The following is a 24,395-nucleotide window of genomic DNA, read 5'->3' as shown; positions in this document are numbered from 1 at the left end:
GGGGACGCCATCGTCCGGGAGCTCCGGGCAACGGGAGTAGCGTGAAGTCGTGAGCAGCGCATCGACGGTCCTTCGGCAGTTCGGACCGATGGTGTATCTGCCGACGATCCTGTTCTCGCTCGGCGAGGGTGCGGTGATCCCGCTCATCCCGGTGCTCGCCGTCTCCATGGGAGCGGACGTGGCGTTCGCCGCCCTCGTCGCCTCCTGCCTCGTCATCGGCCAGCTGTGCGGGAACCTCCCCGCCGGATGGGCGGTCGGCAGGATCGGCGAGCGCTACACCATGGTGATCGCCGGGGTGATCTCGATCGTCGCCGGCATCGGAATGGTGTTCGCGCCGTCGCTCGGTGTGCTGGCGGCTTCGGTGTTCCTGCTGGGCATCTGCGCGGCGGCCTTCGGCCTCGCCCGGCATGCGTTCATGACCACGCGGGTTCCTGTCGCCTTCCGCGCGCGGTCGCTCTCGCTGCTCGGCGGGAGCTTCCGCCTCGGCATCTTCGTCGGTCCGTTCATCGCGGCAGGACTGCTTCAGCTCTTCGGCAGCGAGAGCGCAGCGATCTGGTTCTTCCTCGGCTGCCTCGTGGTGATGGTCGCGCTGGTCCTCTTCGGGCCCGATCCGGAGAAGATGGTCCCGCCGGTCACGACGGCCACGCGCGAGCGCTATGCGGAGGACTCCGGCGAGGCCGTGAGCGGTTCGATCCCCACGGTCGAGCGCCTCGGCATCTTCCAGACGATGTGGCGCCAGCGTGCGGTGCTCGGACGCCTCGGCCTCGCCGCCGCTTCGCTCTCCGCCGTCCGGTCGGCCCGCCAGGTCGTGCTCCCCCTGTGGGGGCTGTCCCTGGGGTTGGACGCCTCGACCATCTCCCTCGTCGTCGGCGTCTCCGGGGCCATCGACTTCGCGCTCTTCTATGCGAGCGGCCAGGTGATGGACCGCTTCGGCCGGCTGTGGGCGGCGATGCCGGCGATGGTGCTCATGGGAGCGGGTTTCCTGGCGCTGTCGTTCACGCACGACGGGGATGCGGCTGTGCTGTGGTTCGGCATGTTCGCCGCTGTCCTGGGCGTCGGCAACGGACTGTCCAGCGGCATCGTGCTGACTCTGGGTGCAGATGTCGCGCCGAAGCGGGATCCCGCCGCCTTCCTCGGTTCGTGGCGCACGCTCACCGATGCCGGCGGCGCGATCGCCCCGCTGCTCGTCTCGGGGATCACGGCCGTGGCTTCGCTCCCGTTCGCCGCGGCCGCCATGGGCGTCATCGGCCTGGTGGGTGCTCTCGGGTTCCTGCGCTGGATCCCACAGTTCGTCCCTCGAGCACGACCCGAGTCCGGCGAAGAGCCACCGGAAGGAGACCCGGAATGATCCCGAACCTCGAGGCGGATGCTCATCGCCTCGTCTCGACCTTCGTCCCCCGGTCCGCACGAGACCGCGCAGCGCAGGCGGACTTCGCCTCGTTCTTCGATGCCGACGGCGGGCCTGTGCACCGTGAGGCAGGCCCTGACCACCTCACGGCATCATGTGTGGTGTTCGATGACACGTTCCAGCACACGCTGCTGGTGTTCCACCGCAAGGGGCAGTTCTGGGTGCAACCGGGAGGCCACGTCGAGGACGGCGACGCATCGGTCATGGTCGGCGCGCTGCGGGAGCTGCGTGAGGAGACCGGGATCGTGGTGGACCCGGTGGACCCGCCGCTCGCCTATGACCTCGACCACCACGGCCTGTCTTCGCGCTTCGGCGCATGCGCCTCGCACCTCGACATCGGGATCGCCGTCGTGGTCGACCGAGAGTCGGCGCTCACCGTGAGCGAGGAGTCGGAGGACCTACGCTGGTGGCCCGTCGATGCCCTGCCAGCGGAGGTGCCACCCCAGCTCGTGCCCCGTCTCACCGGACTGCTCACGCAGCTGCAGAGCCCCCGCTGAGCGGGGTTCTCACCGCAGCGCCGTGCGGCTGGTGGCCGTCGACTCGAGCGGGACTCCGTCAGGCACGAACAGGGACACCAACGGCGGATGCCATTGTGCGGCGACGGTGACACGCGCCGTGACGCCGTCGGGCGTTCCGACAGCGGTGAGCGAAGCATCGCCCGGCATTGCTACCACGAGCGACGCGGCCTGTTCTTCGACACCGGCGTCGGTCAGCTCGGCTCGCGCGCCGCCTTCGCGAACCACCAGCGTGAATCCGTCAGCCCCGGCGAGCGCAGCGGAATCGGCGAGCGCATCCAACCGTTTCTGGGCGATGTAGAGGTCGGTGGCGCAGACACACACGAAGATCACGGCCAGCGCGAGCAGCACATACCCGAGCGTGAGGAGAAGCACACTCCCCTCGTCATGCTCGATCCCGGCGCCGAGGGTGCGACGGCCCGGCGTCACCGTTCGGTACCCCACTGCCTGGACATCTTCTGCACGGCCTCGGCCTGAACGGCGACGGCGGTTGACCTGTCGAGACCGATCACCTCCGGCATCAGGGGCAGCCGTACCCGCGTGGAGACGGAGACGACGATCGTCGCGCCAGCCGCCGGGCACTCGAGAGACTGCGGTGTGCAGGAGAGCGTCAGGTCGACCGTGTCCTCGTCCAGACCGTACTCCTCGACGATGCCGGCGAGCACAGCGTCGCTCCGTTCCGCGGCCATCGTCGCGTCCGGAGCACGGGCGATCACACGGGCGATGTGCCGCGCTGCCGCCTCCGCTCCGAAGGTCTGCTCCTGGATGGTGCCGAGCGCGATCACGAGGTAGATGAGCGGGACCAGCAGGATCACCCCGGCTGCGATGAACTCGAGGGCAGCCGATCCCTCGTCATTCCTCCCCGAACGTCTCGGCAGGTGCATGCGCCTCCACCTCCATCGCGAGGGGAATGCCGATCAACCCCAGCAGGGGGAACGTCGTACGGACTCGGACGTCGACCGTCTCGTGCGGTGCGATACCGGAGACTCCGATGCGGACGTCATCGGCGTACTCCGACCCGACCGCGCGCGAGATGACCTCCCGGGTGACATCCACGCCCTCTTGCGGCGTCGTGTCGGCGAGTGCAGCGTGGTAGGCCCCCTCGACGGCGGCATCGTGGACCACGTTGCGCACGTACACCGCGAATGCGAGCTGCAGCACCGCGAGCGTGAGCGCGGTCAGGAGGGTGCCCACGAGCACGAACTCCACCGGAGCCGACCCGCGATCATCCGCGCACACACGCCGGTCGTCCATCTCAGAGTCCCGACACCCGCTGGATCGCCTGCTCGAACAGCGACGTGAGCGCGGGGCCCGCGACGGCCCAGATGAGCACCACCAACCCGGCGGTCATCAACGTGACGAGGACCCAGCCGGGGACGTCCCCGGTTTCATCCGCGAAGAATGCGCGGAGCCGAGCAGTGGTTCCCGTCGATGGGAGTCGCCCGGGGTCACAGGTGGGTGTCGTCATGGTGGATCCTTTCGTTGAGGGGTCAGCCGATGCCGAGACGGAGGATGAAGAGCCCGGGGTAGACGGCGAAGAGCACGGAGAGCGGAAGTATCAGGAAGACGAGCGGGAGGAGCATCAGGATCTCCTTGCGCCCCGCCTGCTCGATCAGCACACGCTTCGCGTCTTCCCGTGCATCCGACGCCTGGGCATGCAGCACTGCGGCGAGCGGTGCACCGTGCTCGAGTGCGGCGATCACCTGATCCACGACACGTGACAGGCCGGGAAGCTGCAGACGTCGCGCCATCTCGTTCAGCGCGTCGGCCAGCGGCGACCCGGTGCCCACGGCGAGCACCACGTGACGCAGTTCGGCGGTCAGTTCACCGGAGCCCACCTCGGACACCCGGCGCAGCGAATCGAGGAACCCCTCTCCCGCGGAAAGACAGAGGGCCAGGAACTCGAGTGTCGTCGGCAGTTCATCCGTGAGCCGCGCCCGTCGCGCCTTGGCCCGCGCGGAGAGCTGCAGGTCGTAGGCGGCGGCCGCCGCCGCCCCGCACAGCAGAGGCATCACCCCTGTCGGCACGGAGAGGCGGCCCGTGAGTGCGAGCACGGTGACCCCGATCGCCCCCACCCCTATCCCGGCGAGGCCCCACCCGAGCTGCCTGCCGCGGAACGCCGCAGGGTCGGTCCGCACGCCGGCTTGTGCCAGACGCCGGCGGAGGGGCTCTCCCCCGCCGAGCAGACTATCGAACGCATTTCGTGCGCGTTCCCACAGCGTCCGCGAACTCGCGGGCAGCGCGCCCGCGGCCGGGAGGACACCTCGTGGCAGACGATCATCGGCGACGACGTCGCGCACGTAAGGACCGATCCTTACGGCCAGCGATGCCGCCCTCCACCGTGGAAGCGCGGAAAGCGCGCTCAGCACCCCGGCGGCGAAGCCGCACCCGATCAGAACGGCGCTCGCGAGCGCCGTCATCCCGCTCATCCGAACCACCGCCGAGGCTCGGGGAGTCGACCGATGCGGACCATGATGTGGAAGGCGACCACAGAGACGGCCGCGCCCAGACAGATCACGAGCACACCTTCGGGAGTGCCGTACGCCGCTGCCCCTTCCGGTCGGAGCACGAGCAGGCCGAGGATCACCCACGGGGCGACAGCCCCGAGGACGGCGGCACCGCGGATCCAGGATTGCCGCGCCTCGACCTCCCCACGGAGAGCCGCGTCCGCCCGCACCGAGCTGGAGAGTGCCCGCAATACGCTGATGAGCTCGGTGCCGCCCACCTGACGCGCCATCCGCAGCGTCTCGGCGATGCGGTCGCCGATGGGGTCGGACAGCGTCGTCTTGAGTCGATCGAGGCTGGTCTCGAACCTGCCGCTCGCCCGCAGGTCCCGCGCGAACACGATGAACGCCGGCCGCAGCATCTTCGGCGCGGACTCCGCCAGACCGGCCACCGCGTCGGGAAGCGACAAGCCAACGCGGATCGACGCGATCAGCAGATCGCACACGTCCGGCCAGAGCTGGCGGCGCAACCGTCGCAGGCGCATCCGTCGCCCTCGCAGGAACACGATCGGCGCAGTTGCGCCTGCGAGACCGGCCAGCACGGAGAGCACGGGGATCCCCGTCAGCAGCCATGCACCCGATGCCGTCATCAGTCCGGTTGCGACGACGATGGCGAGGAGTCCACGTTGCGACAGCCCCTCCATGCCCGCTTCCTCGATCAGACGGGCGAGTCGCCCCTGCCTCATCGTCATCACGGCATCGTCGGAAGGCGGCCACATCCACGGGGAGACGCACAGCAGCACCCCCGCCGCGAGGAGGGCACCGACGAAGACCGTCACGATGAGGCTCCGACCCGGCGAGCGGCGATGCGCTCCACGACGACATCCCTGCGGTCTGCCACCCGGTACACCTGCTCGGTCCGGACTCTGCCTTCGTCGACGTCACCGGTCGGTGCGATGACCTCTTGGACGTATCGCCGACCTGCCCGGTCTCGAACGCAGTGCACGACCAGGTCGATCGACGCGGCGAGCGCGGGCGCGATGAACGCGCGGTCGATGTTGCGCCCGGCCAGGAGCGGGAGGATCGTCAGCTTCTCGATCGCCTCCGCCGCGGAGTTCGCATGCACGGTGCAGGCGCCGGGAACCCCCGTGTTGAGGGCGAGCACGAGGTCCAGGGCTTCCGCGTCCCGGACCTCGCCGACGACGAGACGGTCCGGTCGCATACGCAGCGCCTCCTTCACCAGTCGCCGCAACGTGATCTCCCCCGTACCCTCCAGGCTCGCCTGGCGTCCCTGGAGTGAGACGAGATCGGGTCCGTGAACGGCCAGCTCGAACGTCTCCTCGACTGTCACGATGCGCTGGGTGTCGGCGCAGGAAGCCAGCAGCGCGGCGAGCATCGTCGTCTTGCCTGCGTGCGTCGCTCCGGAGACGATCACGCTGCGCCCGGCGTCCATCGCCACGCGCAGCTGATCCGCGACACCGCGAGGCATCATGCCCTGATCCGTCAGCGATGCGAGGGATCGGTACTTCGGGAGGAACTTGCGGATGTTGACAGCCCACGAACCGCGCACTACATCGGCGATGGCCACGTGCAGACGGGACCCGTCCGGCAGCGAAGCGTCGACGAACGGCTGGCTGATGTCGACGCGCCGCCCCGTTGACTGGAGCATCCTCTCGACGAGGTCGCGCACCGACACCTCATCGAGCACGACGTCGGTCCGCTCGGCCGTGCCCTCGCGCGCGACGTGCACGTGCCCTGCGCCGTTCAGCCAGATCTCCTCGACCTGTGGATCGTCGAGCAGCGGCTGCAGCGCGCCGAATCCGCTCAAGGTCGCCAGGACCTCCCGCACGCATGCGGCCTCATCGTCGATCAACGCCTCACCGCGGGCGAGGGCGAGATCGTCGTGTCGGCGGACCTCGGCGTGGGCGATGCGCCAGGCCCCGTCCGGATCGATCGACGGGTCGATGCCCTCGGCGCGCAGACGCGAACGCACACGCTCGGCGACGAGGGCGGACGGACGAATCACTCAAGCATCCTCGCAACATTCGACGCGCGGCCTCCGAAGTTATCCACAAGCCGACCTGGAGTCCCATCCCCTTCGCAGAGTCCCGGCCCGGCTCGGACTGCGGGCGGATCCCCAGATACCCGGTTTCGGCGATCAGTAGACTTATCCCACCGCGCGGGAGTGGTGGAATTGGCAGACACGCAGGATTTAGGTTCCTGTGCCCCAGGGCGTGTGGGTTCAAGTCCCACCTTCCGCACGAGAGACGACGGCAGCCTTCTCCGGTCGCCATGACATCGCTCTGCTACACCGCCGACCAATAACGACCGACGGGACTCTCCCAGTGCTCGAAACCATGCTGCACGCACCGACCGCTCTCATCCCCTGGCTGGACCCCGCCACGATCATCGGGACCGCCGGGCCGTGGGCGCTCCTCGTGGTGTGCTTCATCGTCTTCGCGGAGACCGGTCTGCTCGTCGGTTTCCTGCTTCCCGGCGACACGCTGCTCGTGATCGCGGGCCTTCTCTCGCACCCGATCGCGGGTTCCGAGCACGGTGTCTTCGGCATCAACGTCTGGTGGGTCGCCCTGCTCATCGGCCTCGCGGCCTTCGTCGGCGGCGAGGTCGGCTATGTGATCGGGCACAAGGGCGGACCGGCCGTGTTCGAGCGCAAGGAGTCGGGACTCTTCAGCAAGAAGAACGTCGAGCGCACGAACGCGTTCTTCGAGCGCTTCGGAGGCATCACCGTGATCCTCGCGCGCTTCGTGCCGATCGTGCGCACGTTCGCCCCGGTCGCCGCCGGTGTCGGTCACATGCCGTGGCGCAAGTACACGCTCTACAACCTGATCGGTGCGATCCTGTGGGGCTTCGGGCTCACCATGTTCGGCTACCTCATCGGGTTCATCCCGCCGGTCGCGACGTTCGTGGAGAACTACATCGACCTCATCCTGCTCGCGGCCGTCGGCGGCACGGCGCTGGTGACGCTGTGGCACTACCTGTCGGAGCGCCACAAGGCGAAGAAGGCTGCCGCGGCAGGGGAAGACGTCGTCACCGACGCCGAGGAGGCGCAGGAGCTCGTGCTCGACGCCGACGTGTTCGACCGCGCTCCCGACCTGGACGGCGACGGCAAGCACTGACCGCGGTCGGTCAGCCCGCGTTCTTGGCGCGCTCCTCCTTCGAGCGGGCGACACTCGCACGCAGAGCCTCCATGAGATCGATGACCTCGCCGCCCTCGGCCGCCTTCTCGGCTTCGCCGAAGGTCTCCGCGACGTCGAACGTCTCGCCTGCCTCGATCTTCGCGTCGATCAGCGTGCGGAGCTCCTTCTGGTACTCGTCGACGAACTCCTCGGGATCGAAATCCGCCGAGTAGCTGTCCACGAGCGACGCCGAGAGCTCCAACTCCTTCTTCGAAATCCGCACATCCTCGTCCAGCGCGGGGAACGCGGCTTCGCGCACCTCGTCGGCCCAGAGCAGCGTCTGCAGCACGAGCACCTTCCCCCGCACGCGCAGCGCGGCGAGCCTCGTCTTCTGCCGCAGGGTGAACCGCACGATCGCCGTGCGGTCGGTCTGCTCGAGCGTCTTGCGCAGGAGGACGTACGCCTTCGGTGACTTGGAATCGGGTTCGAGGTAGTACGGCTTGTCGAGCGTGAGCAGATCGACCTGGTCGGAAGGCACGAACTCCACGACGTCGATCTCCCTGCTCTTCTCGGCGGGGAGCGCGGCGAGGTCGTCCTTCGTGAGGACGACGGTCTGGCCCTCCTCGACGTACGCGCGGTCGATGTCGGCGTAGGCGACGGTCTCTCCGCAGACCTCGCAGGTGCGCTGGTAGCGGATGCGACCGCCGTCTTTCTCATGCACCTGATGCAGCGGCACGTCGTGGTCCTCGGTCGCGGAGTACACCTTGACCGGGACGTTCACGAGCCCGAACGTCAGTGCGCCCTTCCAGATCGTCCTCATCACACCAGTAGACACCAGCCACAGCCGTCACGACCAGCCCTTGACTACGCTGGCTCCATGGTGGGAGATGCGCAGATCGTCCAGGTCGACGGCCGCCGCCTGCGCGTGACGAACCTCGACAAGGTCGTCTACCCCGAGCCCGGCACCACCAAGGGCGAGGTCATCGCGTACTACACGGCCATCGCACCTCTGCTGCTCCCCCTCCTCGACGGCCGCCCCGTCACCCGCAAGCGATGGGTGGAAGGTGTCGGAACAGCGCAGGCGCCGGCTGACGCGTTCTTCACGAAGCAGCTCGAACCGGGGGCACCGTCGTGGATCCCGCGGCAGGCGATCCAGCACTCGGACGGGCCCAAGGAGTATCCGCTCGTCGAAGACGTCCCCACCCTCGTCTGGCTCGCGCAGGTCGCCGCGATCGAGCTGCATGTGCCGCAGTGGCGGTTCTCCTCCGAAGGCCTTCCCGGAAACCCTGATCGGCTCGTCCTCGACCTCGACCCCGGTGAGGGAGTCGGACTGCCGCAGTGCGCCGAGGTCGCCCGCATCGCCCGTGGAATCCTGTCGGACATAGGTCTCGATCCACTGCCGGTCACCAGTGGCAGCAAGGGCATCCACCTCTATGCCTCACTCCCCGGCGAGCAGACGAGCGACGAGGTCTCCGCCGTCGTGAAAGAACTCGCCCGCATGATCGAGAACGACCACCCCGATCTTGCGACCAGCGTCATGGCGAAGGCGGTCAGGGGTGGCAAGGTCTTCCTCGACTGGAGTCAGAACAACGGCAAGAAGACCACCATCTCCCCCTACTCGCTCCGCGGCCGTGCGCGGCCGTGGGTCGCCGCTCCTCGCACCTGGGACGAGCTCGCCGATCCGCATCTCGCCCAGCTCGACCTCGACGAGGTGCTCGAGCGCGCCGCCGCGGGAGTCGATCCGCTCGCCACGCTCCGCCCGTCCATGACGGCTCCGCTGCCGCAACCCGCGAAGACGCGGAGCTCCCACCGATATCCCCGGAGCTCAGCCGCACCCGCCGCCCCGCCATCCGCGGCATCCGTGGCATCCGTGGCATCCGTGGCATCCGTGGCATCGGTGGCGCCGATGCTCGCCGAGAACGGCACCCCCGGAACCGCGCGCGCGCTGAGCGATCCCTCCTGGGTCGAGGTCAAGTGGGACGGCATCCGCGCGGTGGGCACGTGGGTGGACGGACGGATGCTCCTGCACGCGCGTCGAGGCACCGACATCACCGCCCGCTACCCCGAGCTCACCGCCGACGGCGCCCCCTTCCTCCCGGTGAAGGACGCGGTGGTCGATGGGGAGATCGTGGCGTTCGACGCCAACAGCCGACCGAGCTTCTCGCTCCTCCAGAACCGGATGCACCTCACCCGCCCCCGCGAGATCGAGCGCGAGGTGATCCGCACCCCCATCGTCTACATGCTGTTCGACCTGCTCCGCCTCGATGGGCACGACCTCACGGGCCTGCCGCTCCGGGAGAGACGGACACTTCTCGAGGATGTGATCGCCGGCCTCGACGCTCCCGTGCAGATCCCTCCCGTGTTCGACGACGTCGACGCGGCACTCATCGCGAGCCGGGAGTTCGGTCTCGAGGGCGTCGTCGTCAAGGACCCGCGATCGCGCTACCGTCCGGGGCAGCGCTCACCCTCGTGGTTGAAGCTCAAGCACACCCGGATGCAGGAAGCCGTGATCGTGGGTATCCGACCGGGCAAAGGCGACAGGGAGAGCACGCTCGGATCGCTGCTTCTCGCCGTTCCGGACACCTCATCGGGACGGCGACGGCTCCGCTACGTCGGCCGTGTGGGTACCGGATTCACCGATCGGATCCTGCGCGACCTCCTCGCACGGCTCACCCCTCTTCGCGTGGACGATGCCCCCCTCGACGGCGTCCCCGCCCCTGATGCCTCCGACGCGCTCTGGGTGCGCCCCGAAGTCGTCGGCGAGGTCGAGTTCGCGAACTGGACGCCCGACGGAGTGCTCCGCCATGCCCGTTGGCGAGGCCTCCGCCCGGACAAGAACCCTCTGGAGATCACCGTCGAGAACCTCGTCGAGGTTCCGCCGACTCCTGAACCCTGAGCCGGGATCACGCCGACGGATCAGGCGTGGTGCGGTTCGCAGTCCGACTGCTCGGCGGGCTCGATCTGGAAGGTCGAATGCTCGACGTCGAAGTGGTCGGCGAGACACGCCTGCATCTCGGTCAGCAGTTGCGACGAGCGTCCGTCGGCGAAGAGCGCCGGCTCCACGCTGACGTGGGCGGTGAACACGGGCGCTCCGCGAGTCAGCTGCCACACGTGCACATCGTGCACACCGACGACGCCGTCGTATCCGAGCAGGTGCGTACGGATCTCGCTCACCGCCGTGCCCTTCGGGGCCGACTCTGCGAGCACGGAGAACACCTCCCGAAGCAGCGCTATGGCCCGGGGGATGATCATCGCCGCGATGAAGAGGGACGCGATCGCATCCGCGGGCATCCAGCCGGTGAGGAGGATGACGACAGCGGCCACGATCACGGCAGCCGACCCGATCAGATCGCCCATCACCTCCAGGTAGGCTCCTCGCACGTTGATGCTGGTGCGCTGCGCGCGGCTCAGCAGCCACATCGAGACGGCGTTCGCCAGGAGACCGACGACCGCGACGACCAGCATGAGTCCGCCGGCGACCTCGACCTCCCCCGGATTCATCAGACGCCCTACGCCCTCGATCGCGACCCACGTCGCCAGGGCGATGAGGATGATCGCGTTGATCAGCGCACCGAAGACCTCGGCACGCTGATACCCGAAGGTGCGCCGGTCATCCGCCGGGCGCGCTGCCACTGTCGCGGCGATCAAGGCGATGACGAGGCCGGATGCATCCGTGAACATGTGCGCGGCGTCTGCGAGCAGCGCGAGCGACCCGGAGAGCAGCGCGCCCACGACCTGCACGACCATCACCGTCGCCGTGAGGGAAAGAGAGATCGCGAGCAGGCGTCTGCTGCTGGCCGAACGGATGCCGCCGGGCGCGGGTGCGTGATCGTGCATGCCACCAGGCTAGACCGGGAAACAGCCTGGGAAGGCGTCTTGCGGCTAGTCGGGAAGGGTAACGATTCTCAGCTTCAGCTGCACTTTTCCGCGGCCGACGCGTCAGAGTGCTGCGAGGAGCGGAACGAGCTCGGCGAAGGCGCGTGCACGATGCGACTGCTCCTGCTTCTCCGCGGAGGAGAAGTCGCCCACCGAGCGCTCCTTCCCTGCAGGCTGGCCATCCGGCACGAAGATCGGGTCGTAGCCGAAGCCGCCCGTTCCCGACGCCGCGTGCGCCAGGCGACCCGGCCACCGCCCCTCCACGACCTGCTCGCGGCCGTCCGGCAGCACGAGGGCGATGGTGGAGGTGAAGTGCGCGGCGCGGTGCGGGTCGGCGATGTCGCGCAGCTGGTCCAGCAGCAGTTCGAGGTTCGCGGTCGCATCCTTCTTCTGCCCGGCCCAGTACGCGGAGAAGACCCCCGGAGAGCCGCCGAGGACGTCGACGCAGATGCCGGAGTCGTCGGCGAGGGCCGCAAGCCCCGTGTGCGCTGCGGCCGCCCGCGCCTTGATCAGCGCATTCTCAGCGAATGTCACGCCGTCTTCGACGGGTTCAGGGCCGTCGTAACCGATGATCTCGAGATCAGGACGTGTCCGCTCCACGATCTGCTGGAACTCCGCGACCTTGTGCGGATTGTGCGTCGCGAGCACGACCTGCATCGTCACTCCCCCGCCAGTGCGGCCAGCTGCGCGTCCTTCAGATCGGCACATCCGCCCAGCCCCAGCTCGAGGAGCGCGTCGAGTTCACGCTTGTCGAACGGCGCTCCCTCCGCAGTCCCCTGCACCTCCACGAAGAGTCCACGGCCGGTGACCACGACGTTCATGTCGGTCTCCGCGCGCACATCCTCGACATATGCCAGATCGAGCATGGGCTCGCCATCGATGATGCCCACGGACACCGCGGCGACCGAGTCGAGCAGCGGGGTGGAGTTCTTGCCGATGAACTTCTTCTCCCGACCCCATTCGATCGCGTCCGCGAGCGCCACGTAGGCACCGGTGATGGCTGCCGTACGGGTGCCGCCATCCGCCTGGAGCACATCGCAGTCGATGACGATGGTGTTCTCGCCGAGGGCCTTCGTGTCGACGACCGCGCGGAGCGCGCGGCCGATCAGTCGGGAGATCTCGTGCGTGCGTCCGCCGATGCGACCCTTGACGCTCTCGCGGTCGTTCCTGCTGTTCGTGGCGCGCGGCAGCATGGAGTACTCGGCGGTGACCCATCCCTTGCCCTTGCCGGTCAGCCACCGCGGCACGCCGTTGGTGAAGGACGCGGTGCACAGCACCTTGGTGCCGCCGAAGCTGATCAATGCCGATCCCTCGGCGTGAGCACTCCAGCCGCGCTCGATGGTGATCTCGCGCAGCTGATCGGTGGAGCGGCCGTCGACGCGGACGATTTCGGACATGTGCTTCTCTCAGGTCGGGATGGCTGATCGCGTCGGAGCGAGACGATCGGGATTACTCGAAGGCGGTGTCGGGGAGGGTGATGACGCCGGTCTGCACGAGCTGCACATCGCGCACCTCGTGCCCCATCAGTCGGTTGGCCAGCGCGGTGAAGTCGTCGGTCGCGGCCCCCGTGGCCTCGTACACGTAGCTTGCGGTCGCATCCGGTGAGGCGAGCAGGTCACCGCGGACGAGCTGACGGTAGACGTCGCCGGCGGTCTCATCGTCGCTGGAGACGAGCGTGACGCCCTCACCCATGACGTAGCTGATGGCACCACGGAGGAAGGGATAGTGCGTGCAGCCCAGCACGAGTGTGTCGACGTCTGCATCGCGGAGGGGGGCGAGGTACTCCTCGGCCACCGCGAGCACCTCGGGCGTGCCGGTGATACCGGCTTCGACGAACTCGACGAAGCGCGGGCATGCGGCGGTGAAGACCTGCAGCCGCTCGTTCACCTCGAGCATGTCCTGGTAGGCGCGCGAGCCGATCGTGCCGACCGTGCCGATCACGCCGACGCGACCGTTGCGGGTCGTCGACACGGCACGGCGCACCGCGGGACCGATCACTTCGACCACGGGGATGTCGTAGCGCTCCCGAGCATCGCGCAGCATGGCCGCGGAGGCGGTGTTGCACGCGATCACCAGCATCTTCACGCCCTGGTCGACGAGCGTGTCGAGCACTTCGAGCGAGTAGCGGCGCACATCGGCTATGGGCTTCGGCCCGTACGGCGAGTGCGCGGTGTCGCCGATGTAGACGAACGACTCTCGGGGCAGCTGGGCGCGGATGGCCCGCGCCACCGTGAGCCCGCCGACACCGGAGTCGAAGATCCCGATCGGCGCGTCGTTCATGACTCCCCAGCCTACCTGCGCGTGGCCCGCCGCGCGCATCGGGGCGCTCACTAAACTGAGCGCATGACCACGTCGACGGCGCTGCTCACCGACCGCTATGAGCTGACGATGCTCGCCGCCTCCCTTCGGGACGGCACTGCTTTCCGCCCCAGCGTGTTCGAGCTGTTCTCCCGACGCCTCTCCGGTGGCCGCCGTTTCGGTGTGGTCGCCGGTACTGGCCGGCTTCTCGGCCTCCTCCGCGACTTCCGCTTCGGCGAGGACGAGCTGCGCTTCCTGCGCGACGAGGCGGTCGTCGACCCGGCGTCGCTGAAGCACCTCGAGGATTACCGGTTCACGGGCTCGATCCGGGGCTATCGCGAGGGCGAGCTGTACTTCCCGGGCTCCCCCATCCTCACCGTGGAGGGAACGTTCGCGGACGCGGTCGTGCTCGAGACGCTCGCGCTGAGCGTGCTCAACCACGACTCCGCCGTCGCCACTGCCGCGTCGCGCATGAGCATCGCCGCCGGCGAGCGTCCACTGGCCGAGATGGGCTCCCGTCGGGCCGCCGAGCGTTCCGCGGTCGCGGCGGCGCGCGCTGCGTACATCGCGGGCTTCGGCGCCACGAGCAATCTCGAGGCGGGACGAAGCTGGGGCATCCCCACCATGGGCACGGCCGCGCACTCCTGGACGCTGCTGCACGACACCGAGGAGGAGGCGTTCCGGTCCCAGGTCGAGAGTCTGGGCTCCGGCACGACCCTGCTCGTCGACACGTATGACATCCGCACCGGCGTCGAGACCGCCATCCGCGTCGCCGGAACGGAGCTCGGTGGTGTGCGGATCGACTCGGGCGACCTCCCGATCGTCGCCGCCGATGTCCGGGCGCAGCTGGACGAGCTCGGTGCCACATCGACGCGCATCACGGTGACCAGCGATCTCGACGAGTACGCGATCGCCGCTCTCGCCGCTTCGCCGGTCGATGCGTACGGGGTGGGCACATCGGTCGTGACCGGCTCCGGATACCCGACAGCGAGCATGGTCTACAAGCTCGTGGCGCGCCAGGATGCCGCCGGGTCGTGGGTCGGCGTCGCCAAGGCATCGGCGGACAAGGCGTCACACGGCGGACGCAAGTCGGCGTTCCGCACCCTTGCGGACGGAGTCGCCACGGCGGAGACGGTCGTTGTCTCGGACGGCTTCGAGCAGCTCGACACGGCAGCCGACCACCCCGACGGCCGACCGCTGCAGGTCACCTTCGTCGAGGCCGGCGACATCGATACGTCGTACGAGGGGGTCGCGGGTACCGCGGCCGCTCGCGCTCATCACCTTCGGGTGCGCGAAGAACTGCCGGTGCGGGCTCTCGCGCTGAGCAAATCCGACCCTGCGATCCCCACCGTGTACGTCGAAGCCGACTGAGGTCAGCCGATCATCGACTCGTAGATCTCCTTGCACGTGGGGCAGATCGGGAACTTCTCCGGGTCGCGCCCCGGGGTCCACTTCTTGCCGCACAGCGCGCGCACCGGCTTGCCGGTGATCGCGGATTCGAGGATCTTGTCCTTCTTCACATAATGCGAGAAGCGCTCATGGTCGCCCGGTTCGAGGTTCTCCTCGCGGAGGAGCTCTTCCAGTTCGCGATCAAGCGTTGCCACGCCGCCCTGATCGGGGCTGTCCAGCGGAGTACTCATCCCGAGAGTCTAGCCGCGTCGAAAGCCTCGCGGGTGGTCGTCATGCCGTCTCGACGAACTCCATGAGACGCTCTCCGCTGCGCTCGAAGATGCGGCCGCCGATGACGGCGCCCAGCACCAGCACCCCGAGGCCGACGAGGAGCCCGACCCAGAAGGTGGCCGGCGCATACGCCGACCCCTCGAGGATCGTGGCAGCGAACAGCCAGATGGTGGGCGCGCTCAGCACGATCGCCCCGAGGAACGTCGCGGCCGGTCCGTAGATCCCGCGGGATGTCGGCCGTTGCGGCTGCTGGAACGGGCTGTCTCCGGGCCGTGAGACCGCGTAGGGCGCAACGACGGAGACGATGCTCGAGATGCCGAGTGCACTGAAGAGGAGGCTGGCGGCCACACCGCCCATGGGCAGCAGGAGACTCCAGTTCCCCACCAGGAGGAGGCTCAGCGGCACAGCGATCGCGAGCACCGGAATGGCGACGAGCAGCACGGGCACGAGGCGACCGAGACGATCGGGCAGCCCCCGGACGCCACTCGCCACGTGCGTCCACAGGGCCGTCGAATCGTAGGCGACGTCGTTGTGCGGCAACCACCCGAAGAACAGTGCCATCACCGGAACGGGGACCAGCGCGGCGATCTCCACCGGGACACCGGCGACGATGAGCGGCAGCACCGTGAGCACACCGGCGACCGGGACCACGATGATGTTCATGATGTAGCGACGGTCGCGGAGCCAGTACACGAGGCTTCGCGAGGCGATCGCCCCGAAGGCGTTCGACGGCAGCAGCCCGAACCAGCCGAGCCCGGTGCGCTCCCGCGAGGCGACCGGGCGCTCGGTCGTCGTGAGGAGTCGCCGGACGAGCCATGCCCACGCGATCCCGAGGAGCACGACGGTGAGGACCGCGATGATCCCGGTGACCCACGCCGAAGCAGTCGCCCCTGCCGCGGAGTCGAAGAGGAATGCCGGCGCTGCCGCGAACGGACTGAAGCCGAAGACGCTGGAAAGGGTCGCCAGCGAGGGGGGCACCAGGCCGTCCCAGCGAAGGGATCCGAAGAACACAGCCACGGGGAACGCGATCACGATCAGGGCGAGCGCGAACAGCGCGGTGAGCTCTCGTGATCGACGCTCGGGAAGGAGCAGGGCGTTGAGCGCCATTCCGATCCGCGAGACCAGCATCGTCGTGACGACGCCGACGACCGTCATCAGGATCGCGAGAGGCCATGGCGTCCCGGCATCGATCGCGACGATGCAGACGCTGATGTAGACGGCGAGGAGCGCGAGGCTGGGCACGCTCACGAACGCGGCCAGCGTGAGTACCCACGGCATCTGCCGCTCATCGACGCCGAAGACCGCGAAGCGGCGAGGATCGAGTTGGTCGACTGCCCCGACGAGGAGCGGTCCGACGAGGAAACCGACGAGAAGGGCAGCGCCACCGAGGACGGTGACCGCACGGGCGACCGGCACCGGAGCGGACGACAGGCTGAAGACCGCGATGCACACCACGGACGTGATCGCGACGACAGCGACGAACGAGATGATCGAACGGACCCGACGGTCGCCGCGCAGAGTTCCGATCAGAAGCGCGAGCCTCAGTCGGAGAACGTGTGCAGCCACTCGAGCCCCTCCACCTCTCCGCTGGAGCCGGCGAGCTCGACGAAGCGCGCCTCGAGCGTCTGCCCTGCGCGCACGTCGTCGACGGTCCCCTCGGCCAGCACTTCCCCTCCGACGATGATGGCCACGCGGGAGCAGACGCGCTCCACCAGATCCATGCCGTGACTGGAGAGGATCACCGTGCCACCGTGCGACACATACGCACGGAGGATGTCGAGGATCACCGCCGAGGAGACGGGATCGACCGATTCGAACGGCTCATCGAGCACGAGCACGCGCGGGGAATGGATCATCGCCCCTGCCAGCATGATCTTCTTCGTCATGCCCGCCGAGTAGTCCGAGACGACGCGGCTGAGCGCATCGCCGAGGTCGAACGCCCGAGCGAGATCTGCCGCGCGCTTCTCGATCACATCAGCCGCAAGGCCGCGCAGCAGCCCGTAGTAGTACAGCAGCTGACGACCGGTGAGGCGGTCGAACGTGCGCAACCTGTCCGGCAGCACGCCCATCAGCTTCTTCGCGGCCAGCGGCTGCTTCGCCTGGTCGATGCCACAGATCACGACGCTGCCCTCGTCTGCGCGCAGGAGCCCGGCGACGATCGAGAGAGTCGTGGTCTTTCCCGCCCCGTTGGGGCCGACCACCCCGTAGAAGGATCCAGCCGGCACGGTCAGGTCTATGCCGCCGACGGCGCGGTTGTCTCCGAACTGCTTGACGAGGCCGCGGATGGTGATCGCTTCGCCCCCGGAGAGTCCGTCCACGGGATCCACGACCTCGGAAGCCGCGTCGTCCGAACCCCCTTCAGCCTCGACGACCTCGACCGACGCGGACGTTCCCGACTCGATCGGCTCCTCGACGATCGGCTCGGCCTCGACCGGTTCGGCGCCGGCGACCTCCGCCGCGAGGGCGGGTGCAATGACGGGCTCGGCAACCGGCTCGGGTTCGGGTCCGGGTTCGGCGATCGCATCATGCTCCGGAGCAGGCTCAGCCACGGGCTCCGGCGCCGAGGTGACTTCGACCGGCAGCACCGACACTGCGGCTGTCTCGGTGGCACGCATCGGGTCCACCGGAGCCGCTTCGAGGCTCGGAGACTCCGGGGCGTTCTTCGCCGCGTCCGCCGCCGCCTTCTCCGCCTCATCGGCGGCCTTCTTCGCTGCAGCATTCTTCGCTGCCGCGGCCTTCGCCGCCGCTGTCTTCGCCGCCGTGGACTTGGCTGCGGCCGCGCGAGCAGTGGACTTCGTCGCTGCAGCCTTGGAGGCGGCCGCTTTCGCCGCGACCGTCTTCGCCGCCGAAGCTTTCGCGGCCGTGGACTTCGCAGCAGTCGACTTCGCAGCAGTCGACTTCGCAGCCGTCGCCTTCGCGGCAGCTGTCTTCGCGGCAGCTGTCTTCGCGGCAGCTGTCTTCGCGGCCGTGGTCTTCGCGGCCGTGGTCTTCGCCGCCGTCGCCTTGGCCGTCGCCGTCTTGGCAGCCGTCTTCGTCGTCGACTTCGCTGCCGTGTTCTTCGCGGCGGTGGTCTTCGCTGCGGTGCTGCGACTGGCTGCGCCGCTGCGCGCGGCAGCGGCGGGCGTTCCGTTCTGGTCGGGCAACGCCTTGACCAAAGGCTCCACGACGATGTCGGCAGTCGGTGCGGCTTTCTCCGCCGCAGCCTTCGCGGTCGATGTCTTCGCGGTCGATGTCTTCGCGGCAGTCGTGGTTCCGCTCGTGGTCGGACGCTTCGCGGCGGGCTTCTTCGCGGCCGGCTTCTTCGCGGCCGGCTTCTTCACGGCCGGCTTCTTCACGGCCGGCTTCTTCACTGCAGGTCGCTTAGCCGTCGTCCCGGCCGCCGATGCCTCGTCGGAACTCGATTTCTTCACCGGCGGGCGCTTCGCCGACGTCTTCTCTTGCGCGGTCTCGGTCAGGTCCACCTGGGCGGTGCGGTCGTCAGGGGAGGCAGTCACCGTCCTACGGTATCAACGGGCGGCTGTGCGCCAAGGCCGCCGCGCAATAAACTGCCCTCGGATGCTGTGACTTCACAGCGATTGCAGGATGGTCGCAAGCCTGTGCATCACGTGTGTAGTCGATCACGAAATGACAACGGGGCCCTCCAGGCCCTGAGGTTCCCAGGCGGAATCGATACCATGAACGCGGCACGACGAAGTGTCTGGTCGGTTAATCGACCGTGAACACAACTTCCTTTAGGAGCACTCGTGACTCTTCAGACCGTCATCCTCGCCGCCGGAATGGGCTCGCGCCTCGGCCGCGCGCTGCCGAAGCCGCTCACCGAACTGAGCGACGGCCGCACGATCATGGGCCAGCAGCACGACAACATCCGGGCCGCATTCGGCTCCGACGCCCGAATCACGACCGTGGTGGGCTACCGCGCCGAGACCATCATCGATGCCTTCCCGCACGTGAACTACGTCCACAACGAGCGCTACGACGAGACCAACACGTCCAAGAGCCTGCTGCGCGCCCTCGGTGCCACCGGTCGCGGCGGTGTGCTGTGGATGAACGGCGATGTCGTCTTCGACCCGATGATCCTCGGCCGTGCTCTCGAATACATCGAGCGCGACCAGTCCTTCGTCACGGTGAACACCTCCAAGGTCAGCGACGAAGAGGTGAAGTACACGGTCACCGCCGAGGGCTTCATCAACGAACTGTCCAAGACCGTCAAGGGCGGACTGGGCGAGGCTGTGGGCATCAACTACATCTCCTCCGCGCAGAAGAAGGCCTTCATGCGCCAGCTGCAGCGGGTGGAGGACCAGGACTACTTCGAGCGCGGCCTCGAACTCGCGATCGCCGAGGACGGCCTGCTGCTCGAGCCGATGGACGTCTCCGACCTGTACGCGGTCGAGGTCGACTTCGCCGAAGACCTGGAGCGCGCGAACCTCTTCGTCTGATCGAACGACACGAAAGCCCGGTTCCCCTCGCGGGACCGGGCTTTCGGCGTTTTCGCGGGCTGTCTCCATAGGATCTCTGCATGGCCCCCAAGGTGCACAAGATCCATTCGCTCCCGGACGACGCTCCGTGGGACAAGGGCGTTCCCCCCGCCGGCTCGGCGGAGCACCCGATGATGGTGCGTGGTCTCGATCGCGTGCTGGCGATCCAGCGCCCACTCGTCCTCGCGCACATCCGCAGCATCCGGCTGCGCAATCCCCAGGCTTCACCCGCGGAACTCATCCGCATCCTCGAGCGGCGCTACCTCGCGGCCGTGACGACCGGAGGTGCGGCGGTGGGAGCGACCGCCGTCGTGCCGGGCATCGGCACCGGTGTCACCCTCGCCCTCTCCGGGGTCGAGACTGTAGGTTTCGTGGAGTCCACCGCCCTGTTCGCCCAGTCGGTCGCCGAGGTGCACGGGATCGCCGTGGCGAACCCGGATCGCGCCCGCGCCCTGGTGATGACGCTGATGCTCGGCAAGGAGGGCGTCGACCTCGTCGGACAGCTCGCCGGCCAGGTCGCTGGGCGCGGCGGCAGCAGGTCCTCGTACTGGGGTGAGCTCGTCACGAAATCCCTCCCCCGTGCCGCAGTCGGCCCCCTCGTCGACCAGCTCAAGAGCATGTTCGTGAAGCAGTTCGCGGCGAAGGGAGGCGCGTCGGTCATCGGCAAGGCTCTCCCGTTCGGCATCGGCGCCGCGATCGGAGGCGCGGGGAACAACATCCTCGGCCGCCGCGTGCTGACCACTTCGCACAAGGCCTTCGGCTCTGCGCCGATCGACCTGCCGCTCGAGCTGGAGCCTGTCCCCGGGGCCGAGAAGCTCGAGCTGCGGATGCTCCGGGGCGCCCGCTACGCCGGGAACGCGGTGGTGGGTGCCGCCGGCACCGTGGCACGAGGCGCGGAGTGGGTCGGGCACCGTGTCGGCGGACGTGCAGGTCGCCGACGAGAGAGCCCGTCCGAAGAGCTCGAGGCCGGCACCGGCGACCACTCCCTGCCCTCGAACCCCGGCGACGAGCGCGAAGAGCGCTGAGCGCAGGTCGCCAAAGGATCCGCTGAGCCGTTGTGGCGAGCATCCAACAGCGGGGGGCGAGCCGACGATAGGGTGGAATCCGTGACGGACAAGCCCGACCTCTTTACCACCGCCGGCAAGATCGCGGACCTGCGCGCTCGCTACACGGAAGCCGTCGTCGACGCGGAAGCGAAGGCGAAGGAGAAGCAGCACGCGAAGGGCAAGATGACCGCCCGCGAGCGCGTCGAGCTGCTCGTGGATCCGGGAAGCTTCGTCGAGTTCGACGAGTATGTACGCCACCGCACCACGGCCTTCGGCATGGATCGCTCCCGCCCCTACGGCGACTCCGTCGTCACCGGCGTCGGCACCATCAACGGGCGCACCGTCGCGGTGTACTCGCAGGACTTCTCCACCTTCGGCGGCTCGCTCGGCGAGGTCGCCGGCGAGAAGATCGTGAAGATCATGGAGTTCGCCCTCGCCGGAGGGATGCCCTGCATCGGCATCCTCGACTCCGGCGGCGCGCGCATCCAGGAGGGCGTCGTCGCGCTCGGCAAGTACGGTGAGATCTTCCGCCTGAACACCCGCGCTTCCGGTGTCATCCCGCAGATCTCCATCATCATGGGCCCGGCCGCGGGTGGTGCGGTGTACTCCCCCGCTCTGACCGACTTCGTCATCATGGTCGACAAGACCAGCCAGATGTTCGTCACGGGTCCCGATGTGATCAAGACCGTGACCGGCGAAGACGTGGGGATGGAGGAGTTGGGCGGCGCCTACACCCACAACACCCGATCCGGTGTCGCGCACTACCTCGCGGAAGACGAGGACGACGCCATCGATTACGCGCGCACGCTCCTGAGCTTCCTCCCGGACAACAACATGGCGGAACTCCCGTCGTACGAGAGCGCGTTCGAGTTCGAGACGACAGACGCCGATCGCGTGCTCAACACGATCGTCCCCGACTCGACCAACCAGCCCTACGACATCCACACGGTGATCGAGCACGTCGTCGACGAGGGCGATTTCCTCGAGGTGCAGCCGCTGTTCGCGCCCAACATCGTGATCGGCTTCGGTCGTGTCGAAGGTCGCTCGGTCGGCATCATCGCCAACCAGCCGTCGCAGATGGCCGGCACCCTGAACATCGAGGCAGGCGAGAAGGCCAGCCGCTTCGTGCGATTCTGCGATGCCTTCTCGATCCCGATCGTCACGCTGGTCGACGTGCCCGGCTACCTTCCCGGCACGGACCAGGAGTGGACCGGCGTCATCCGCCGCGGTGCGAAGCTGCTCTACGCCTACGCGGAGGCCACCGTGCCCCTCGTCACCGTCATCCTGCGCAAGGCCTACGGGGGTGCGTACATCGTGATGGGCTCGAAGCAGCTCGGCGCGGATGTGAACCTCGCGTGGCCGACCGCCGAGATCGCGGTCATGGGCGGTCAGGGGGCGGTCAACATCCTGTATCGCGGTGAGATCAAGAAGGCGGAGGAGGCCGGCGAGGACGTCGCCGCCGTGCGTACCCGGCTCGCGAACGAGTACACCTACAACGTGGCGTCTCCTTTCCTGGCAGCTGAGCGCGGGGAGCTCGACGGCATCATCGAACCGGCCAACACCCGCGTCTCGATCGCGAAGGCCCTGCGCGCCCTGCGCGGAAAGCGCGCGGAGCTGCCCCCGAAGAAGCACGGGAACATCCCCCTGTGACCGAGCACAACCCGCAGGGCGGCGCCTCCTCGGACGCGCCGCTGCTCGACATCACCCGGGGCGCGGCCACCGAGGAGGAGCTCGCCGCTCTCATCGCGGTGATCAGCGAGGCGTACGCGACCGAGGAGGCCGCAGCCGTGGCCGACGAGCCCGCCGTCTCCGCCTGGGCCAGGACGCAGCGTCCGTTGCGTCGCCCGCTCCGTCGCGACATACCGTGGGGCCGTTTCTCCGGCTGACGCCGCTCGGAACACGGAAAGAACGCCGTCGGCGTGGTCCGCGAACCCTCCGCTTCACGAACCACGTCGACGATCGTCGCAGGACCCCCAGCGCCCTGCGCGGCCGCGTCCCCGTCGCCGCCTCGTCCGCCCCTCTTCGAGAGCCGGACGGATCCCCCCTCGTGAAGACCTGCGTGCTCCGCGGCGTGCGACGGTGCCGTGCGCACAGCAGAAGGCGGACTCCGCTGATCTGTCCGAAGGACGAAACTCAAATACTATATCGATTCGACTTATGCTCGCAAAGGTGACCCGCGAGCACTCAGCTGTCGAGCACTCAGCTGTCGAGCAGGAGGTCGGAGGCACGCGGGCTCAGGACCGAGTCGAGGACGACGCACGCCGCTCCCACCGCACCGACATCGTCGCCCACCACCGTGCCGTCGACGGGGAGGGTGCGTATCGCCCTGGTGGCGCTGGCCCGATCGAGCAGGTCGGGGATCTCTGCCAGGTACACATCAGCGAGCCGCGACCAGAACGGCCCACCGAAGACGACGCGGTCGACGTCGAGCATGTTCGTGAGCACCGCCGTCAGCACCGTGATGTGGGCGGCGGAGCGCCGAAGCACCTCCCCCGCGGCTTCGTCCCCGGCAGCCGCTCGCTCGCACAGCTGCCCGAATCGCTGGTCGACTGCGGCGGCGTCGCTCGTCTGATGCTCGTCGTCGAATACCCCTGCCCTCTCCGCCTGCTCGATGATCGCCTGCGGGGTGCACACCACCTCGACGCATCCGCGGGCCCCGCACGCGCAGGACGGTCCGTCGGGGTCGACGATGATGTGGCCGATCTCGCCGATGTTGCGTGTGCTCCCCCGGACCGCCTCTCCATCACGTGCGATGGCCGCGCCGATACCGATCCCCAGATAGACGAAGACGAAGGAGTCGTCCGCCGATTCCCGCCTCGTCCAGAGCTCGCCCACCGCAGCCGAGGTCGTGTCCTTCTCCACGACCACGGGCAACCCCGTCGCCTCCGCGAGCACTGCCCGCAACGGCACACGGTGCCAGCCTGCGAGCTTAGGCGGGTCGATCACCGTCCCCAGCTCCGCGTCGAGCGGGCCGGGAGCCGCGACCCCCACCCCGGCGATCCGGGAGCGGTCGACGCCCGAACCGACGATCAACGCATCGATCGTCGACGCCATGGCCTCGACGATGCGGTGGGGATCCTCGGCAGGGGTTCGCACGCTCAGACGACGGACGACCGCGCCGGCCAGATCCAACAGCACGAAAGTCATCAGCGCGGGATCCAGATGGACCCCCACGGCGAAGCGGCTGTCCGCGACGAGCCGCAGGGTGACCCGCGGCTTGCCTGGTCCGTTGATCGTTCGACCCGCTTCCCTGATGAAGCCGTCATCGAGGAGTCTGCGGGTGATGTTCGTGACCGTCTGCGCCGACAGGCGCGTCGCCGTCGACAGCTCGATCCTGCTGAGCCCTTCGCCGGACTGCCGGATGGCCTCCAGGATCACGGACTGATTGAAGTCGCCCATGCGCGGAAGGTTGGTGCCACGACGCGTTGCCATCGTCCAATGATGGCCTATCGGGGGTGAAATCGTGTCCCCCAAAATACCTACAGACAATGTTCGCGCGAACCATCAGACTGAGGG

General features: G+C 68.3%; 26 protein-coding genes and 1 tRNA gene. 11 read left to right on the top strand and 16 right to left on the bottom strand.

Annotated features, from left to right (window positions below; translation table 11 throughout):
- Positions 1 to 88 precede the first annotated feature (88 nt).
- Together ABRP18_RS06220 and ABRP18_RS06215 are read left to right on the top strand one after the other, a co-directional pair.
- Positions 89 to 1,348, top strand: coding sequence for an MFS transporter (locus ABRP18_RS06220; protein WP_349885754.1), 1,260 nt, complete (start codon positions 89 to 91; stop codon positions 1,346 to 1,348).
- A complete protein-coding gene (locus ABRP18_RS06215) occupies positions 1,345 to 1,905 on the top strand; it encodes an NUDIX domain-containing protein (protein WP_349885728.1) in 561 nt (186 codons plus the stop codon). Before ABRP18_RS06220 ends, ABRP18_RS06215 begins: the two co-directional genes overlap by 4 nt.
- Positions 1,906 to 1,914: 9 nt before the next feature.
- Here the strand turns inward: ABRP18_RS06215 and ABRP18_RS06210 are convergent, their stop codons facing one another.
- From ABRP18_RS06210 to ABRP18_RS06180, 7 genes are read right to left on the bottom strand one after another with little or no spacing between them, the layout of a single operon-like run.
- Positions 1,915 to 2,298, bottom strand: coding sequence for a hypothetical protein (locus ABRP18_RS06210; protein WP_349885727.1), 384 nt, complete (start codon positions 2,296 to 2,298; stop codon positions 1,915 to 1,917).
- A 50-nt stretch (positions 2,299 to 2,348) separates the two neighbouring features.
- Complete coding sequence (locus tag ABRP18_RS06205) at positions 2,349 to 2,807, bottom strand: TadE family protein (RefSeq protein WP_349885726.1); 459 nt, start codon at positions 2,805 to 2,807, stop codon at positions 2,349 to 2,351.
- Positions 2,776 to 3,177, bottom strand: coding sequence for a TadE/TadG family type IV pilus assembly protein (locus ABRP18_RS06200; RefSeq protein ID WP_046748999.1), 402 nt, complete (start codon positions 3,175 to 3,177; stop codon positions 2,776 to 2,778). Before ABRP18_RS06200 ends, ABRP18_RS06205 begins: the two co-directional genes overlap by 32 nt.
- Position 3,178: 1 nt before the next feature.
- On the bottom strand, positions 3,179 to 3,391 hold the full coding sequence (locus ABRP18_RS06195; protein WP_193762529.1) for a hypothetical protein: 213 nt from the start codon (positions 3,389 to 3,391) through the stop codon (positions 3,179 to 3,181).
- A 22-nt stretch (positions 3,392 to 3,413) separates the two neighbouring features.
- A complete protein-coding gene (locus tag ABRP18_RS06190) occupies positions 3,414 to 4,352 on the bottom strand; it encodes a type II secretion system F family protein (protein ID WP_349885725.1) in 939 nt (312 codons plus the stop codon).
- A complete protein-coding gene (locus tag ABRP18_RS06185) occupies positions 4,349 to 5,206 on the bottom strand; it encodes a type II secretion system F family protein (RefSeq protein ID WP_058631823.1) in 858 nt (285 codons plus the stop codon). Before ABRP18_RS06185 ends, ABRP18_RS06190 begins: the two co-directional genes overlap by 4 nt.
- Positions 5,203 to 6,393, bottom strand: coding sequence for a CpaF family protein (locus ABRP18_RS06180; RefSeq protein ID WP_046748978.1), 1,191 nt, complete (start codon positions 6,391 to 6,393; stop codon positions 5,203 to 5,205). Before ABRP18_RS06180 ends, ABRP18_RS06185 begins: the two co-directional genes overlap by 4 nt.
- Before the next feature lie 153 nt (positions 6,394 to 6,546).
- Between ABRP18_RS06180 and ABRP18_RS06175 the strand changes: the two genes are divergently transcribed.
- Both ABRP18_RS06175 and ABRP18_RS06170 read left to right on the top strand, forming a co-directional pair.
- Positions 6,547 to 6,628, top strand: a tRNA-Leu gene (locus ABRP18_RS06175).
- Positions 6,629 to 6,724: 96 nt separating this feature from the next.
- Positions 6,725 to 7,504 carry a DedA family protein gene (locus tag ABRP18_RS06170; RefSeq protein ID WP_058631818.1) on the top strand — a complete coding sequence of 260 codons (780 nt, stop codon included), beginning with the start codon at positions 6,725 to 6,727 and terminating at the stop codon, positions 7,502 to 7,504.
- A 10-nt stretch (positions 7,505 to 7,514) separates the two neighbouring features.
- On the opposite strand, the gene ABRP18_RS06165 is transcribed toward ABRP18_RS06170, so the two are convergent.
- Entirely contained in the window at positions 7,515 to 8,324 is an 810-nt protein-coding gene (locus ABRP18_RS06165; protein ID WP_046748976.1) for a Ku protein, read from the bottom strand.
- Between the two features lie 57 nt (positions 8,325 to 8,381).
- On the opposite strand from ABRP18_RS06165, the gene ligD reads away from it, so the two are divergent.
- Positions 8,382 to 10,400, top strand: coding sequence for a non-homologous end-joining DNA ligase (ligD, locus tag ABRP18_RS06160; protein WP_349885724.1), 2,019 nt, complete (start codon positions 8,382 to 8,384; stop codon positions 10,398 to 10,400).
- A 20-nt stretch (positions 10,401 to 10,420) separates the two neighbouring features.
- On the opposite strand, the gene ABRP18_RS06155 is transcribed toward ligD, so the two are convergent.
- The 4 genes from ABRP18_RS06155 to murI all read right to left on the bottom strand — a co-directional run bounded on the left by ABRP18_RS06155 (position 10,421) and on the right by murI (position 13,660).
- Complete coding sequence (locus ABRP18_RS06155; protein WP_046748974.1) at positions 10,421 to 11,341, bottom strand: cation diffusion facilitator family transporter; 921 nt, start codon at positions 11,339 to 11,341, stop codon at positions 10,421 to 10,423.
- Positions 11,342 to 11,443: 102 nt separating this feature from the next.
- Entirely contained in the window at positions 11,444 to 12,037 is a 594-nt protein-coding gene (gene rdgB, locus ABRP18_RS06150; RefSeq protein ID WP_349885723.1) for an RdgB/HAM1 family non-canonical purine NTP pyrophosphatase, read from the bottom strand.
- 2 nt (positions 12,038 to 12,039) lie between these two features.
- Positions 12,040 to 12,777 (bottom strand): ribonuclease PH, encoded by a 738-nt coding sequence (rph, locus tag ABRP18_RS06145; protein ID WP_046748972.1) that lies wholly within the window; start codon positions 12,775 to 12,777, stop codon positions 12,040 to 12,042.
- 52 nt (positions 12,778 to 12,829) lie between these two features.
- On the bottom strand, positions 12,830 to 13,660 hold the full coding sequence (murI, locus tag ABRP18_RS06140) for a glutamate racemase (protein WP_046748971.1): 831 nt from the start codon (positions 13,658 to 13,660) through the stop codon (positions 12,830 to 12,832).
- 63 nt (positions 13,661 to 13,723) lie between these two features.
- On the opposite strand from murI, the gene ABRP18_RS06135 reads away from it, so the two are divergent.
- Complete coding sequence (locus ABRP18_RS06135; protein WP_061018238.1) at positions 13,724 to 15,049, top strand: nicotinate phosphoribosyltransferase; 1,326 nt, start codon at positions 13,724 to 13,726, stop codon at positions 15,047 to 15,049.
- A gap of 2 nt (positions 15,050 to 15,051) precedes the next feature.
- On the opposite strand, the gene ABRP18_RS06130 is transcribed toward ABRP18_RS06135, so the two are convergent.
- From ABRP18_RS06130 to ABRP18_RS06120, 3 genes are read right to left on the bottom strand one after another with little or no spacing between them, the layout of a single operon-like run.
- Positions 15,052 to 15,318, bottom strand: a complete 267-nt coding sequence (locus tag ABRP18_RS06130; RefSeq protein ID WP_026049764.1) for a DUF3039 domain-containing protein — start codon at positions 15,316 to 15,318, stop codon at positions 15,052 to 15,054.
- A gap of 40 nt (positions 15,319 to 15,358) precedes the next feature.
- Positions 15,359 to 16,924 (bottom strand): hypothetical protein, encoded by a 1,566-nt coding sequence (locus ABRP18_RS06125; protein ID WP_113681220.1) that lies wholly within the window; start codon positions 16,922 to 16,924, stop codon positions 15,359 to 15,361.
- Positions 16,900 to 17,973, bottom strand: coding sequence for an ATP-binding cassette domain-containing protein (locus ABRP18_RS06120; protein WP_349885722.1), 1,074 nt, complete (start codon positions 17,971 to 17,973; stop codon positions 16,900 to 16,902). The genes ABRP18_RS06125 and ABRP18_RS06120 overlap by 25 nt, the downstream gene beginning before the upstream one ends.
- Here ABRP18_RS06120 and ABRP18_RS06115 point away from each other — a divergent pair.
- The 5 genes from ABRP18_RS06115 to ABRP18_RS06095 all read left to right on the top strand — a co-directional run bounded on the left by ABRP18_RS06115 (position 17,963) and on the right by ABRP18_RS06095 (position 22,765).
- A complete protein-coding gene (locus tag ABRP18_RS06115; protein WP_349885721.1) occupies positions 17,963 to 18,922 on the top strand; it encodes a hypothetical protein in 960 nt (319 codons plus the stop codon). The two genes, ABRP18_RS06120 and ABRP18_RS06115, sit on opposite strands and share 11 nt — an antisense overlap.
- A 179-nt stretch (positions 18,923 to 19,101) precedes the next feature.
- Positions 19,102 to 19,794, top strand: coding sequence for an NTP transferase domain-containing protein (locus ABRP18_RS06110; RefSeq protein WP_046748968.1), 693 nt, complete (start codon positions 19,102 to 19,104; stop codon positions 19,792 to 19,794).
- A gap of 80 nt (positions 19,795 to 19,874) precedes the next feature.
- Entirely contained in the window at positions 19,875 to 20,858 is a 984-nt protein-coding gene (locus tag ABRP18_RS06105) for a hypothetical protein (protein ID WP_113681218.1), read from the top strand.
- 81 nt (positions 20,859 to 20,939) lie between these two features.
- The gene (locus tag ABRP18_RS06100) at positions 20,940 to 22,529 is read left to right on the top strand and encodes an acyl-CoA carboxylase subunit beta (RefSeq protein ID WP_374168968.1); all 1,590 of its coding nucleotides are present in this window, start codon (positions 20,940 to 20,942) and stop codon (positions 22,527 to 22,529) included.
- Entirely contained in the window at positions 22,526 to 22,765 is a 240-nt protein-coding gene (locus ABRP18_RS06095) for an acyl-CoA carboxylase subunit epsilon (RefSeq protein ID WP_349885720.1), read from the top strand. The genes ABRP18_RS06100 and ABRP18_RS06095 overlap by 4 nt, the downstream gene beginning before the upstream one ends.
- Positions 22,766 to 23,078: 313 nt before the next feature.
- On the opposite strand, the gene ABRP18_RS06090 is transcribed toward ABRP18_RS06095, so the two are convergent.
- A complete protein-coding gene (locus ABRP18_RS06090; RefSeq protein ID WP_061018229.1) occupies positions 23,079 to 24,278 on the bottom strand; it encodes an ROK family transcriptional regulator in 1,200 nt (399 codons plus the stop codon).
- Positions 24,279 to 24,395 lie beyond the last annotated feature (117 nt).

This window comes from Microbacterium sp. WHRI 7836 (assembly GCF_040223885.2).
Lineage (GTDB): Bacteria > Actinomycetota > Actinomycetes > Actinomycetales > Microbacteriaceae > Microbacterium > Microbacterium oxydans.
This window is presented reverse-complemented; position numbering and strand designations above follow the sequence as displayed.